This window comes from Pseudomonas sp. FP1740 (assembly GCF_030687165.1).
Classification (GTDB): Bacteria; Pseudomonadota; Gammaproteobacteria; order Pseudomonadales; family Pseudomonadaceae; genus Aquipseudomonas.
In genome coordinates this window covers 2,474,242-2,487,891 of sequence record NZ_CP117461.1, presented here as the reverse complement: position 1 = coordinate 2,487,891, position 13,650 = coordinate 2,474,242, and the positions used below count along the sequence as shown (strand labels likewise).

Here is a 13,650-nt window from a genome sequence, read left to right as displayed (position 1 = left end):
TATGCAAACCAACCTCAGCGAACAATCCCGCCAACTGCCCCGCGCCGAAGAAGCGGACAAGATCCTGCGCACCTGTGTGCACTGCGGTTTTTGCAACGCCACGTGCCCGACCTACCAACTGCTGGGCGACGAACTGGACGGGCCGCGCGGGCGTATCTACCTGATCAAGCAAGTGCTCGAAGGCGCCCCCGCCACGGCACAGGCCCAATTGCACCTGGATCGCTGCCTGACCTGCCGCAACTGCGAAACCACCTGCCCGTCCGGGGTCGATTATCACAACCTGCTGGACATTGGCCGCGCCGTGATCGATCAAGCGGTGCCACGCCCGGCCAGTCAACGATTGTTGCGTCAGGGCCTGCGGGCATTGGCGCCGAACCCGAACCTGTTCAAGACCCTGCTGCAGATCGGCGCCACTTTCCGGCCGTTGCTGCCACGGGGTGTTGAGGCGAAGTTACCCCACGACCTCCCTGCTCCGGGCGAACGCCCTGTCCCTCGGCATGCGCGCCGGGTGTTGATGCTCGAAGGCTGCGTGCAGCCCGGCCTGTCACCGAACACCAACGCCGCGACGGCGCGGGTGCTGGATCGGCTGGGGATCAGCGTGATTGCGGCGCCGGAAGCCGGTTGTTGCGGCGCGCTGGACTATCACCTCGACGCCCAAGCCATGGGCCTGGACCGCGCCCGACGCAACATCGACGCGTGGTGGCCGCACCTGGAAAGCGGCGCCGAAGCCATCGTACAAACCGCCAGCGGCTGCGGCGCATTCATCAAGGATTACGGGCATCTGCTGGAGCGCGATCCGGTTTATGCGGCCAAGGCCCGGCGAGTCAGCGAAATGGCCCTGGACCTGGTGCAAGTGCTGGCCGATGAACCGTTGGAACGAGTCTGCGCCGCCACCGACCGGCGGATCGCCTTTCACTGCCCCTGCACCTTGCAGCACGCACAGAAACTCGGCGGCGCGGTCGAGGCCGTGTTGACGCGGTTGGGCTTCAATCTCACAGCGGTACCCGACAGTCATTTGTGTTGCGGCTCGGCGGGCACCTATTCGATCACCCAGCCGGAGCTGGCCCGGCAACTGCGCGACAACAAACTCAACGCCCTGGAAAGCGGCCACCCAGAAGTCATCGCCACCGCCAACATCGGCTGCCAGAGCCACCTCAACAACGCGGGACGCACGCCAGTCAGGCACTGGATCGAATTGGTGGACCAAGTGCTGCGTTGACCGAGCAGCCTGAGTGGCAAGAACAGTCCTTGGCAGAATGAAGTTCGTCAGAAACTTCGTTTGTCGGCGCCGCCGAAGGCTGCGATCTTTTCCGGCATCCGTTACGTCACTGCGCCAGGAATTTTTTTCATGAGCCACCCGAATTTCGTCAGCCCTGACCTGATCCGCCAACGCTTCTCCAAAGCGATGTCCGACATGTACCGCGAAGAAGTGCCGCTGTACGGCGCGCTGATGGAACTGGTGGAACAGACCAACCGCCACGTGCTGGACAGCGACCCGCAAATCGCCCGACAACTGCACAGCACCGGGGAAATCCAGCGGCTGGACCTGGAACGCCACGGTGCAATCCGCGTCGGCACCGCCACTGAACTGGCGACCCTCGCCCGCCTGTTCGCGGTGATGGGCATGCAACCGGTGGGCTATTACGACCTGACCCCGGCCGGCGTGCCGGTGCATTCCACTGCATTCCGCGCCGTGCATGAGGCGGCATTGCAGGTCAGCCCGTTCCGGGTGTTCACCTCGCTACTGCGCCTGGAACTGATCGAAGACGCCGAACTGCGGGCCTTTGCCCAGTCGGTACTCGACCAGCGCTCAATCTTCACCCCGGCCGCGCTGACGCTCATCGAGCGCGCCGAAATCCAGGGAGGGCTGACCGAATACGAGGCGCAAGACTTCGTCGCACAAGCCCTGGAAACCTTCCGCTGGCACCATAGCGCCACCGTCACCGCCGAGCAGTACCAGCAACTCAGCGCCCAGCATCGACTGATCGCCGACGTGGTGGCGTTCAAAGGCCCGCACATTAACCACTTGACGCCGCGCACCCTGGACATCGACATCGTCCAGGCACAAATGCCCGCCCATGGCATTACCCCCAAAGCGGTGATCGAAGGCCCGCCCCGCCGCCAATGCCCGATTCTGCTGCGTCAAACCAGCTTCAAGGCGCTGGACGAGCCGATTGCTTTTACCGATCAAGCCGAGATGCGTGGCAGCCACAGCGCCCGCTTCGGTGAAATCGAACAGCGCGGCGCAGCGCTCACACCTAAGGGCCGGGCGCTTTACGACCGCTTGCTCAACGCTGCCCGGGATGAGCTCAAGGAGTTCCCCAACGAAGCCAATGCCGCACGCTACAACGCGCTAATGACGCAGCATTTTGGCGAATTCCCTGACACCGTAGAAGAAATGCGCCAACAGGAACTGGCGTACTTTCGCTACTTCGTGACGGAAAAAGACCTGTCTGCGGATGGGCTGAAAGACGCGTCGCTGGAGGATTTGCTCCGTGACGGGTATGTGCGGGTAGAACCGCTGGTGTACGAAGATTTCCTGCCGGTCAGCGCGGCGGGGATTTTTCAGTCGAACCTGGGGGACGCGGCGCAAACCCACTATGGTGTGCACTCGAACCAACAGGCGTTCGAAAAGGCGCTGGGGCGGTCGACGATTGATGAGTTGGGCTTGTATGCCGAGACGCAGCGGCGATCGATCGAAGAGTGTTTCGCAGCAATGGGCTTGAAGGTTACCGATTAGGCGTTATGGCCGCGAAAAGATCGCAGCCCTGCGGCAGCTCCTGCAGGAATACGAATTTCATGCAGGAGGGGCCGCCCCGTCGTTCGTCGCGTCGTTGCAGGCACGGCACGTTTTCGACCTTTTAAGCCGCACCGCCCTTGGCCTGTTGCTCCAGGTGCAGTTGCAGCTCTGGATCGATCTTCAGCGCAGCGGCCAGTTCGTCCAGATAATTGCGCTCGGCGTCCTGCTGATCGTCCACCAGCATCACGCTGGCCAGGTACATCTCGGCGGCCATGCCCGGGTCCTGGGCGGACTGCGCCACATCGGCGGCATCCAGCGGCCGGGCGACTTCGTCATCGAGCCATTGTTGCAGTTGCGGGTCGTCGGTATGGCGGCCGATTTCAGTGCTGATCATTTGTTTCTCGGCGTCGTCGATACGGCCGTCGGCCTTGGCGGCGGCGATCAAGGCGCGAAGGATGGCGTGGCTGTGGTCTTCGATTTCCGGACCGGACAACAGATCAACGGTACGCGGCGCCTGTTGGGGTGCCGAGGCCTGGCTGCGTTGCCATGCCTGATAGGCCTGGAACGCCATCATCCCCAAAGAGGCCAACGCCGCATAGTTGGTGCCGCCCGAGCGCGTTTGGCTTGAACCACCCGAAGGGGAACCGCCGCCCAACAGACCACCGAGCAAACCTCCCAGACCTCCGCCGCCAGCACCTCCACTCGCGCTGCCACCCAACAGGCCACCGAGCAAGCCACCCAAATCGCCCAAGCCGCCTTGAGTCGACGCCGCACCACCACCTTGTTGCGACAACGAGCCTTGGCCGGCCCGCAGTAATTGCTCAAGCAAATCGCTGGTGTTCATGACGACGTCCTCATTGATGGGCGGAAACCAAGTCAGGCAACGATAGTCCTCGCCGGACATTCCGCCAACTCCGTCTGGCTGACATCAAAAGGTGCCCCTTCACACTCCTGACAGAAACTGACAGCGCCTCCTTTTATGCTGCGTCCACCTTCTAATGGAGCAACCCCATGATCACTCCCCGTTTCATTTTGCTTTTCGTGGACAACCCCGCCGTCAGTGCACGGTTTTATGAGTTTCTGCTGGAGCGCAAGCCCGTGGAAGAGTCGCCGACCTTCGCCCTGTTTGTCCTGGACGACGGCTATAAACTGGGGCTCTGGTCGCGGCATGCCGCCGAACCTGCAACGGCTGTAACGGGCGGCGGGACCGAGCTGGCGTTCCCGGTGGAGTCTGCCGAACAGGTCGATGCACTGTTTACCAAGTGGAGCGCTCTCGGGCTGACCATGCTGCAAACACCGACCGAACTAGATTTCGGTCGCACCTTCGTCGCCCTTGACCCGGATAGCCATCGGCTGCGTGTGTTCTTTCCTCATTAAGCTGACAACACTGGCATACAACGCTCATGACGTACCCCGGATATTTCCGGGGTATTTTTTTGCGCGGCGTCTAAGATTCAAAGGTGGTGAACCTTATCCCCGAAAATCCGGTCGATACCTGCAACCCGATCCGGTTTGCCGACGCCCTCAATAGCAGGGTGATAACTGGCTTGCTTCATTTTCTGGAGAACGCCCCCGTGATATCCACCGTACACATCGCCAGGCTCAAAGCATGGGGCGCCCATGGTTTTACCGCCACCGGCGTGGTCACTGCTTTCCTCGCGACCCTCGCCCTGCTGGAGAACCAGCCCACCCATTGCCTGCTGTGGCTGGGCGTGGCGCTGATTGTCGACGGGCTGGACGGTGCGCTGGCGCGCAAGGTCAATGTACAGTCGGTGCTGCCGAGTTTCGATGGTTCGATCCTTGACCTGGTGATCGATTACCTGACGTATGTGTTCATTCCGGCGCTGTTCATCTATCGCTACATTCCGTTGCCGGACTACACCCTGCTGCTGACCGTGTCGCTGATTCTGGTGTCGTCGCTGTTTTGCTTCTGCAACGTCAATATGAAAAGCACAGACAATTATTTTCAGGGCTTCCCCGCCGCGTGGAACGTAGTCGCGCTGTGCCTGTACATCATCGATCCGTCGCCGTGGATCACCTTGCTCACCGTCATCGGCCTGGCGCTGTTGACCGTGACCCGGATGAAATTCCTGCACCCGTTCCGCGTGCGGCGGTTCATGCCGATCAACATTGCCGTGACGGCCATCTGGTTGCTGTGCAGCTTGTCGCTGGTGCTCAACCATCCGGTCATCAATCCACTGGTGATGGGCCTGTGGCTGCTGATGTCGGCGTACTTCCTGGGGATCTGCATCTGGCGCACGGCGCTGGAGTGGTTCGACGGCTCGCGGCTCAAATAGGCACTGCATTCATGCCCATCCATATCGTGCAACTCGGTTCACCCCGCACTGCAAATGAAGGCCTGCGCCTGGGCACGGTACGCCGCCCGCCCCGTGGCGTACCGAAGGCCGAATTCGCCAGCCGTGATTTCTATGATGTGTGGCAACCGCTGCTGTCCCCCAGCCCCGAACTGGTGGCCGAAGCCAAAGCGGCAGAAGATGCCAAAGCCTGGGAGAACTTCAAGCGCAAGTTCAAGGCCGAGATGAACCATCCCGCGCCCAGTCAGCTGCTGGACCTGCTGGCTGCCCTCTCCCATCAAACCTCGCTGGCCGTGGGGTGTTATTGCGAAGACGAAGAGCATTGCCACCGTTCTGTATTACGGGAGCTACTGGAGGCTCGTGGCGCAAAAATTGTTTAGCCAAGATGCAAATTTGATCGCTCGCCCGAGTGTTCACGGGCAAGCTGAATACACTTCATAGCCAAAATGGTCGTCGGGTCGATCAACGCCACTTGATGCCCCTTGATCATGAAGGCCTCGCCGTGCTGCAACACCAGCGGCAACTCCGTACATCCCAGGATAAGCACATCGGCGCCCAGTTCACACAAGTGCTCGGCGGCGATCAGGAGTTGGTCCCTGCAAAGGCCCTCGGTGAACCCGGCCTTGATCCCGAGCGACCCATAAATCGCATCCATGACCAACGCCTGGTAATCCACACCGGGGGCGACTATGTGCAACCCGACTCGCCGGGCCGCCTCGTGGTAGACCTGACTCTTGATCGTGCCCGACGTCGCCAGCAGCCCCACTGTTTTCCCGGCGCCATACCGCTGAACGATGGCCTCTACCGTCTCGGCAAGCATGTTCACAATAGGTACGCGCAAGTGTGCCTGGATGCGCTCGACAAACGCGTGAGCGGTGTTGCATGGGATCGCAATGGCATTGGCTCCAGCGCTTTCAAGCCGCTTGCAGGTGGCATACATCGCCATCGTCGGATCAGTTTCGTCATTCAACAAATTGGCGGTGCGATCAGGAATCTGGGGGTTTTGTTCGACCACCATCTTGATGTGCTCCTGGTCACGGCCGGCCGGTGTATGCGCAACCACCTTGCCCATGAAATCGACCGTTGCCGCAGGCCCCACCCCGCCTACGATCCCAAGCTTGAAGGGTGGGCGATTCGACTGACCTTTCTGCTGGGTCGCGAAGCCGGCATAAATCTCATTGATATCCAGCACCGTGATGCCCCGACGCTGCAGGTCGCCGCAGACCAACGAGAGCTCGGTCATGCCCGGCAAGACCATCGTGGCCCCCTGCTCCTGAAGCGACAGACAGGCCTGATACACACATTCCAGCGGCACACCGTCAAGGTAGCCATCCTTGATGCCGTCGACGCCATACATCGCTTCCATCAACCCCGATTGTTCGTCAGCACCTGGATAAACGAGTTTGAAGTCGGAGCCGAAGTAGCGTTCGAACAAACCGGCGTGGCGAACATAGTCTGAGGCGAGAATGCCCAAAGCCGTGCCGGGTTCAACAACATGGTCGATGTGCCTGCGCAACGCGGCCATCATGTCCAGAACCGGTATGCCTATCTCCTCCTGGATCTCTCCGCGGAAAGTGTGACTGGCAAAACAAGGCAGTACGATCGCGCTGACCCCGCTGGCCTCGAAAGTCTGACAGACCTGGAAAACATAGAACTTTCTGGAGGTCATGCTCGCGCCTCGATCCAACGGCATCAGCACATCTTTGAACGGGTGTTGCTCGAACAGGAAGTGATAGCGGCCTTGATCCTCCAGCACCGCCCTGGACTTCACCAACTTATAGAAAAGATCGCCGCCGGCCAGTGAGCCAAGCCCGCCGACGATGCCCAGTTTGTGTACCAATGAAGACTCACGGGATGGCTTCGATTTCGTTTTCATGGTGATAGCGCTCAGACGGTGGCTACAGAGCGAACAGGCAGTGGGGACACCTCGGTTTGCGGCACGTCGTCCGGCTCTTCGAGAGGCTCGGATTTAGCGATCACGGCCGTAGCGATGCTATTGCCCACCACATTGGTGGCCGTCCTGGCCATATCGAGGAACTGATCAATACCGATAATCAGCAAAATGCCAGCCTCTGGCAGATTGAACATGGGCAACGTCGCCGCCACGACCACCACCGAAGCCCGGGCAACACCCGCCATGCCCTTGCTGGTAATCATCAGTGTCAGCAAGATCAGCAACTGCTGCGTAAAGCTCAAATCAATGTTGTAGGCCTGGGCGATGAACATAATGGCGAAGGCTTGATACATCATCGAACCGTCGAGGTTGAATGAGTACCCCAGTGGCAGTACGAAGCTGGATACCCGCTTGGGTGCGCCGAACTTCTCCAGCGCTTCCATGGTTTTTGGATACGCGGACTCACTACTGGCTGTCGAGAATGCCAGCAGAATGGGTTCGCGGATCAACTTGCCCAGGGTAAAGACTGAACGCCCCAGAAACAGGTAGCCGGCAGCGAACAGCACGCCCCATAGAATCACAATGCCCAGGTAGAACTCGGCAATCAGTTTTCCATAATCGACCAGCAAGCCGAGACCTTGGGTGGTGATGGCCGAAGCGATGGCGGCAAAGACACCGACCGGCGCAAAGGCCATGACATAGTCGGTGATCTTGAACATCACCTTGCCCAACTCTTCAATGCTGTCGGTAATCTTCGTGTAACCAGCGCGCTTGATGCCTGCCAGCGCAAAGCCGAAGAACAACGAGAACACTACAATTTGCAGAATCTCATTGTTGGCCATGGCTTCAGCGATGCTTCGAGGGAACACGTGACTGATGAACACCTTGAGGCTGAAGTCACCCGTGCTGACAACGGCCGGCGCCGCTGCGCTTTGAGTCAGGTGCAGATCCAGGCCCGCGCCCGGCTGGAATACGTTCACCAGCAACATGCCAATGAATAGCGAAATGATTGAGGCCGACACGAACCAGATCATGGCCCTGGCGCCGATCCGTCCTACGGATCGGGAATTACCCATGCTGGCAATACCACCGACCAGTGTGGCGAACACCAAAGGCGCGATGATCATCTTGATCAACCGCAGGAAAATGTCCGTCACCATCGAGAAGTAGGAGGCGATCTCCCGGGCGGCTTTCTCATCCGCTGCGAAATGATGGCAGGCCCAACCTGCAAGAACGCCCAAGGCGATCGCTATCGCAATCTGGCGGGGTAGTCTGTTTCTTTTCACGGTGCATTTCCTCAAGTGGTTTTGTAGGTCTTTTTACTTGGCAGGAGACAAGATTGAAGTGCCCCGATGTTCTGCGGCAGCGGGGTTGTGGCACCGATTCTAAGGAGGCCACTCACGCCGGATGATGAGTAATCACCATAGGCTGATGCGTTTTTGGAATAGTTTGCGAAATTCCCTCAATGGCGCCATTGCACCGCAGTAAACTCTTCGCCAGAGACGCAATGAGGTGCCAGCATGCAAACCAAATGGTTGGACGATCTTCTGGCGATTGCCGAATGGAAGAACTTTTCCCGAGCGGCGGAAGTGCGTTGCGTCACGCAGTCCGCGTTGTCTCGGCGGATTCGTTCACTTGAAGAATGGGTAGGCGCCGAACTGGTGGATCGCGGCACTTATCCTGTCCAGCTGACTCAAGCGGGCCGCAGCTTCTGTGAAGAGGGGCGCGAGGCACTGTCGGCGTTGTTGCAATTGCGCCTGGCCCTTCGCGAAGGCGAACGAATGCCGGGGCGCTCGATTCAGGTCACCGCCGGGCACAGTCTTTCAATGACCTTCCTGCCTAAATGGCTCACCCAGTTTCAACAGCAGAATGAGCCCTTCAATGCTCGCGTGGTGGCCGCGAACATCCACGATGCGGTCATTGCGCTGGAGGAAGGTAGCTGCGATTTGATGATCGTCTACCACCATCCCCTCGCCCCGATCCAGCTCGACCCCGAGAAGTTCGGCAGCTTGACCCTGGGGCATGATTCGTTCGTTCCACTGTGCGCGCCGGACAATAACGGCAAACCGTTGCATCGGCTGCCGGGGACGGCCGCCAAACCAGTGCCGCACCTGGCCTATACCGCGACCACTTTTTTGGGCCGCGTGGCCGATATCGTCATCAAGAATGCACCGACTGCTTGCGTGCTTGATCGTTGCTTTGAGGCGGACATGGCCATGTTGCTGATGAGAATGGCGATCGAGGGCTACGGCGTTGCCTGGCTGCCCCTGAGCGCCGTGACCGATGAGCTGGCGCGAGGGCAATTGGTGCTGGCCGGCGGCGATGAGTGGAAGACCCGGCTGGAGATACGTTCGTATTGTTCGATCGCCAATCAGAACCCGACGATGCGCGAGCTTTGGAAGACGCTTGAGACTGCATCGCGAGCAGGCTCGCTCCCACATTAGAAGCGGACGAGGGGTTGATCATGGTCAATAATGTAAAGATCGAGATGTATTGAACGACCACCGTCTGCTCGTTTACCCACGGGAGGTTTGTCATGTCTGGTGAATCACGCTTCATGCTGGTCGCCTCACCGCTGATGGAACACAGCCCCGCCTTCGACCGGGCCGCGATGCTGGCCAAGGCCGAGGGGGCGGCCCTGCACATCGTGGCCTTCGACTATCTGGAAGGTCTGGCGACCGCCAGCCTGGTCAACGAAAAAGCCCTGGAACAGATGCGCCTGGGCTACATCGAGCGTCATCGCCAGTGGCTTGAGGAACAGGCCCATCCCTTGCGCAAGATCGGTGTGCACGTCACCACCGAGGTGGCCTGGGTCGAGCATCCGCTGGAGGAAATCCTGATTCACCTCAAAGAGCAGCCGATGGACGTGCTGATCAAGGCGCTGGAGCATCAATCGCGGCTGTCGCGACTGGTATTTACGCCCCTCGACGTGCATTTGCTGCGCGAATGCCCGGTGCCGCTGCATTTCGTCAGCCATGCCACTCGCGCGTTGCCGCGCAAGATCGTCGCCGCGGTCGACCCGCTTCATCGCGATGATCACTACAAAAGTTTCAACGACCGAATCCTTCACGAAGCATCGAAACTGGCGAGCGCCTGCAATGCCGAGCTCGACGTGGTCTACGCCTGTGACCTTTCAGCCATCAGCGCGGATGAGTTCAACTTCTATAACGGTTCGGCGCTTTTCTCTTCAGGCCAGATCAAGACCCTGTTCGACCTCCAGGAGGATGCGTTCAACGAACTGGCCGCGCGCAACGGCATCGCGCCGGAGCAGCGGCACATGATCATGGGCAACCCCACCAAGGTACTGACCCACTACACCGAGACCCATGATGTGGATGTGATCGTCATGGGCCGGATCGGCCATCGCGGCATGGGCCGGTTGATCGGCAGCACGGTAGAGCACGTGCTGTACAAAATGCCATGCAGCGTGTGGGTGGTATACACCGAATCACTGGATGAGTGACTGCAACGGCTGAATACCAAATTGTGCACATACCTTTGTGGACGCGACCCCTGTGGCGAGGGGGCTTGTCGGAACGCCGCACCGCCCCGTTCGGCTGCGAAGCAGTCGCAAAGCTTTTGGGGCCGCTTCGCGACCCAACGGGGGCAAGCCCCCTCGCCACAGGAGGTAGCGCCCACAGGGATTTTGCGTTCTCGGTTCAACGTCGGGTGATCACCACCTCCAGGTATTCACCGGGCACCACCAGCGACCGCTCCCCCGCTCGGTTCAGGCGCTTGAGCAGTTCCGTCAGGTCGTTTTCCAGGGCGGCGGCCCCTTCAGGTGGCAGGGTCGCAAAGGCCTTGTGAACCGGGCCGTACCAGGTGCGGAAGGTGTCGATGAAATGGGCGGCCGAACGATAGCGGAAGTTGAATAAGCGTCGTGTCACCTGAAGCACGAAGTCGCGCTGATCGAAATGCGAGTGCAACCACGCTTCGGAGCCCCAGTTTGAAGGTGGTTGAGCCCCTACGGGTGGCGGCATGTGGCGCCCCAGGACCTTGAACATCTGGCCGACAAAGCCCTCGGGCGTCCAGTTGGCAAGGCCAATCCGGCCTCCCGGACGACACACCCGCGCCAGTTCCGCAGCCGCCTTGGGTTGATCCGGAGTAAACATCACCCCAAAGGTCGAGAGCACGGCATCGAAACTGGCATCCTCGAAAGGCAGCGCCTCGGCATCGGCCACCTGAAAGGTCACGTTCAGGTGTTCCGCCCGTGCCCGGTCTTCGCCACGCTCAAGCAACTTGGCCACATAGTCGGTGGACGTGACCTTACAACCCCGACGCGCAGCGGCAAGCGTTGCATTACCGTTGCCCGCGGCGACGTCCAGCACCCGCTCATCACAGAGCAAGTCACAGGCTTCGGCCAATAGCTCGCCGACGATCTGTAGGGTGGTGCCGATCACGGCGTAGTCGCCGCTGGCCCACGCAGTCATCTGACGGTTTTTCAGGGCGGTGAGATCAATGGGTGTGCTCATGACGTCTGCTCCGCTGCGGGTTGGAACGCGTCCCGGCTTACTCCGCCGTGGTGGGATCGATGATGTTCACAACTCGGGAAACGCTGTTGATCGGAAAACCACCTTGTTTGGCATGCTCCCTGATGAGTTCCTCACTCGGCGCGATATACACGCAGTAAATCTTGTCGCCCGTGACGTAACTCTGCTGCCATTGCACTTGCGGCCCCAATCCGCGCAACACATCGCAGGATTTTTGCGAGATCGCTTTGAGTTCCTGTTGCGCCAGTGCGCCGGCTCCCGGAAGCTCGCGTTCAATAATGAACTTAGGCATAACCCTCTCCCTTTCATGATGGTGATGGCAGGGTCGCAAGTGACCCCGTCCACAAACTAAAGCTCCCGGACAGGTATCCGTCCTGCCCGGTCGTCCGGCAGACTCACGAAATACACCGATCTCCGATACATGGTCATGCGTTTGTAACGCAGGATTAACACCCGGCCCCCGGGATTGCCGATGCGCCCTGATTCAGCTCTTATGGGCCACCGTTTTTTGAAAGGATTCCCCCATGCCTCGCCTGGACTGGCTCGCTCAGCACATGCACCACAGCGACATCTTTGCTTCATGGATTCACCAACAATTCCACTATGAATACGCCGACCAGCCCTTGCCTCAGTGGCAACGGGAATTCGCTGACGGCCAATTCGACGGCACATGGCAATGTTTGATCGCCCTGGATGAAAACCGCCTGCTGGGCGGTGCAGCGCTGGCTGCCGCCGATCTGACTCAACGGCCTGACCTCGGTCCTTGGCTGGCCTGCGTGTTCGTCACCCCCCAAGCGAGAGGAAAAGGATTGGCGGAGCGTTTGATTGAAGGGATATGCGCGCAGGCCAGGGAACGTGGCGTGGCGAAGATCTATTTGCACACCCGGGACCAAAGCGATTACTACGCCAGACGCGGATGGACAGTGCTGGAGCGTTTTCAGGCCTGGGAAAACGACCAATGGCTCATGGTGCGCAACCTGTGAGCCATTGATTGGAAAGGTTACGCAGCAGGCGCCTTGGCCTCTTCCAACAGCTGCCGGATCATCTGCTCCTGAGTCTCGTAGCGACCCTCGCCAAAGTGGCTGTAACGCACCTGCCCCTTGGCATCGATCAGGTAGTGAGCCGGCCAGTATTGGTTGTCGAAGGCGCGCCAGATCGCGTAGTTATTGTCGATCGCCACCGGGTAGGTGATACCGAGTTTTTTCACCTGATCGCGAACGTTGTCGAGGATGCGTTCGTAACCGTATTCCGGGGTGTGCACGCCGATCACCACCAGGCCGTCCTTTTCATATTTTTTCGCCCAGTCCTTCACGTAGGGCAAGGTGTGCTGGCAGTTGATGCAGTCATAGGTCCAGAAATCCACCAGCACCACCTTGCCGCGCAGGGAGTCGTTGCTCAGCGCTGGCGAGTTGAGCCATTCGACCGCGCCGGAGAGTGACGGCATCGCACCTTTGGCCGCATCCATCGGGTCGGCCTTGACCTTGCTGACCAGGTAATCGACCACTTTCGGCACGGTTTCCAGCACCTGCTGTTCCACCGAGGTAACACCTTCGGAGGAGGTGCCGGCGAGCAGTCTGTTATCGGTGCCGGTGGCGATGACCGCCGCCGCGACCAACACCCCGGCACCCGCGCCGCGACGCAGCCAACCGGTGACCGGAATCGACGGTTTCAAGCGATTGACCAGGCCGCGACCGGCGAAGATCAAGGTGCCCAGTGACAACGCGCTGCCCAGGCCATACGCCACCAGCAGCAGACTGGTCTGCGCGTTGGCGCCTTGCAGCATGGCGCCGGTGAGGATCACCCCGAGGATCGGCCCGGCACACGGTGCCCAGAGCAGGCCGGTGGCGACGCCGATCATCACCGAGCCCAGCGGGCCGGACATTTTGCGAGTGTTGGGGTCGAGGCGATTGCCCAGCAACACGAACGGCCGCGCCAGCCAGCCGCCGATGCGGGCGGAGATCAGCGACAGCGCAAACAGCACCATCACGATCAGCGCCACATGGCGGCCGGTGTTGTTGGCTTGTATCACCCAATCGCTGCTGACCACGGCCAGGCTGGAGATCAGGGCGAAGGTCAGGGCCATGCCACCGAGGGTGAGCAGGATCGAGGTGCGTGTGCGTTTAACACCGGCAAACAGAAACGGCACGACCGGGAGGATGCAGGGGCTGAGGACGGTCAAAATGCCGCCCAGGAATGCGATGAGAAACATGG

14 protein-coding genes are annotated in these 13,650 nt (G+C 60.0%); 8 read left to right on the top strand and 6 right to left on the bottom strand.

Annotation, left to right across the window (positions count from 1 at the left end):
* Window position 1 precedes the first annotated feature (1 nt).
* Complete coding sequence (gene glcF, locus PSH69_RS11280; protein WP_305412031.1) at window positions 2–1,219, top strand: glycolate oxidase subunit GlcF; 1,218 nt, start codon at window positions 2–4, stop codon at window positions 1,217–1,219.
* Window positions 1,220–1,348: 129 nt separating this feature from the next.
* On the top strand, window positions 1,349–2,740 hold the full coding sequence (locus tag PSH69_RS11275) for a VOC family protein (RefSeq protein ID WP_305412030.1): 1,392 nt from the start codon (window positions 1,349–1,351) through the stop codon (window positions 2,738–2,740).
* Between the two features lie 121 nt (window positions 2,741–2,861).
* On the opposite strand, the gene PSH69_RS11270 is transcribed toward PSH69_RS11275, so the two are convergent.
* Window positions 2,862–3,644, bottom strand: coding sequence for a tellurite resistance TerB family protein (locus PSH69_RS11270; protein WP_305412029.1), 783 nt, complete (start codon window positions 3,642–3,644; stop codon window positions 2,862–2,864).
* A gap of 107 nt (window positions 3,645–3,751) precedes the next feature.
* Between PSH69_RS11270 and PSH69_RS11265 the strand changes: the two genes are divergently transcribed.
* From PSH69_RS11265 to PSH69_RS11255, 3 genes are all read left to right on the top strand, one after another.
* The gene (locus tag PSH69_RS11265) at window positions 3,752–4,117 is read left to right on the top strand and encodes a VOC family protein (protein WP_305412028.1); all 366 of its coding nucleotides are present in this window, start codon (window positions 3,752–3,754) and stop codon (window positions 4,115–4,117) included.
* Window positions 4,118–4,314: 197 nt separating this feature from the next.
* On the top strand, window positions 4,315–5,037 hold the full coding sequence (gene pcsA, locus PSH69_RS11260) for a phosphatidylcholine synthase (protein WP_305412027.1): 723 nt from the start codon (window positions 4,315–4,317) through the stop codon (window positions 5,035–5,037).
* A gap of 11 nt (window positions 5,038–5,048) precedes the next feature.
* Complete coding sequence (locus PSH69_RS11255) at window positions 5,049–5,435, top strand: DUF488 domain-containing protein (protein ID WP_305412026.1); 387 nt, start codon at window positions 5,049–5,051, stop codon at window positions 5,433–5,435.
* Here PSH69_RS11255 and PSH69_RS11250 read toward each other — a convergent pair.
* Both PSH69_RS11250 and PSH69_RS11245 read right to left on the bottom strand, forming a co-directional pair.
* A complete protein-coding gene (locus tag PSH69_RS11250) occupies window positions 5,432–6,931 on the bottom strand; it encodes an amino acid racemase (RefSeq protein WP_305412025.1) in 1,500 nt (499 codons plus the stop codon). The genes PSH69_RS11255 and PSH69_RS11250 overlap by 4 nt on opposite strands.
* 11 nt (window positions 6,932–6,942) lie before the next feature.
* A complete protein-coding gene (locus tag PSH69_RS11245; protein WP_305412024.1) occupies window positions 6,943–8,235 on the bottom strand; it encodes a dicarboxylate/amino acid:cation symporter in 1,293 nt (430 codons plus the stop codon).
* A 234-nt stretch (window positions 8,236–8,469) separates the two neighbouring features.
* Between PSH69_RS11245 and PSH69_RS11240 the strand changes: the two genes are divergently transcribed.
* Together PSH69_RS11240 and PSH69_RS11235 are read left to right on the top strand one after the other, a co-directional pair.
* Window positions 8,470–9,393 carry a LysR substrate-binding domain-containing protein gene (locus tag PSH69_RS11240; RefSeq protein WP_305412022.1) on the top strand — a complete coding sequence of 308 codons (924 nt, stop codon included), beginning with the start codon at window positions 8,470–8,472 and terminating at the stop codon, window positions 9,391–9,393.
* Window positions 9,394–9,485: 92 nt separating this feature from the next.
* Window positions 9,486–10,412, top strand: a complete 927-nt coding sequence (locus PSH69_RS11235; RefSeq protein ID WP_018928050.1) for a universal stress protein — start codon at window positions 9,486–9,488, stop codon at window positions 10,410–10,412.
* A gap of 196 nt (window positions 10,413–10,608) precedes the next feature.
* Here the strand turns inward: PSH69_RS11235 and PSH69_RS11230 are convergent, their stop codons facing one another.
* Window positions 10,609–11,421, bottom strand: coding sequence for a class I SAM-dependent methyltransferase (locus PSH69_RS11230; RefSeq protein ID WP_305412020.1), 813 nt, complete (start codon window positions 11,419–11,421; stop codon window positions 10,609–10,611).
* 37 nt (window positions 11,422–11,458) lie between these two features.
* Window positions 11,459–11,731: a DUF4242 domain-containing protein gene (locus tag PSH69_RS11225; protein ID WP_253425282.1), complete on the bottom strand. Its 273-nt coding sequence runs from the start codon at window positions 11,729–11,731 to the stop codon at window positions 11,459–11,461.
* A gap of 232 nt (window positions 11,732–11,963) precedes the next feature.
* On the opposite strand from PSH69_RS11225, the gene PSH69_RS11220 reads away from it, so the two are divergent.
* The gene (locus PSH69_RS11220; protein ID WP_305412019.1) at window positions 11,964–12,422 is read left to right on the top strand and encodes a GNAT family N-acetyltransferase; all 459 of its coding nucleotides are present in this window, start codon (window positions 11,964–11,966) and stop codon (window positions 12,420–12,422) included.
* A gap of 17 nt (window positions 12,423–12,439) precedes the next feature.
* Here the strand turns inward: PSH69_RS11220 and PSH69_RS11215 are convergent, their stop codons facing one another.
* Window positions 12,440–13,648, bottom strand: coding sequence for a cytochrome c biogenesis protein DipZ (locus PSH69_RS11215; protein ID WP_019649303.1), 1,209 nt, complete (start codon window positions 13,646–13,648; stop codon window positions 12,440–12,442).
* Window positions 13,649–13,650 lie beyond the last annotated feature (2 nt).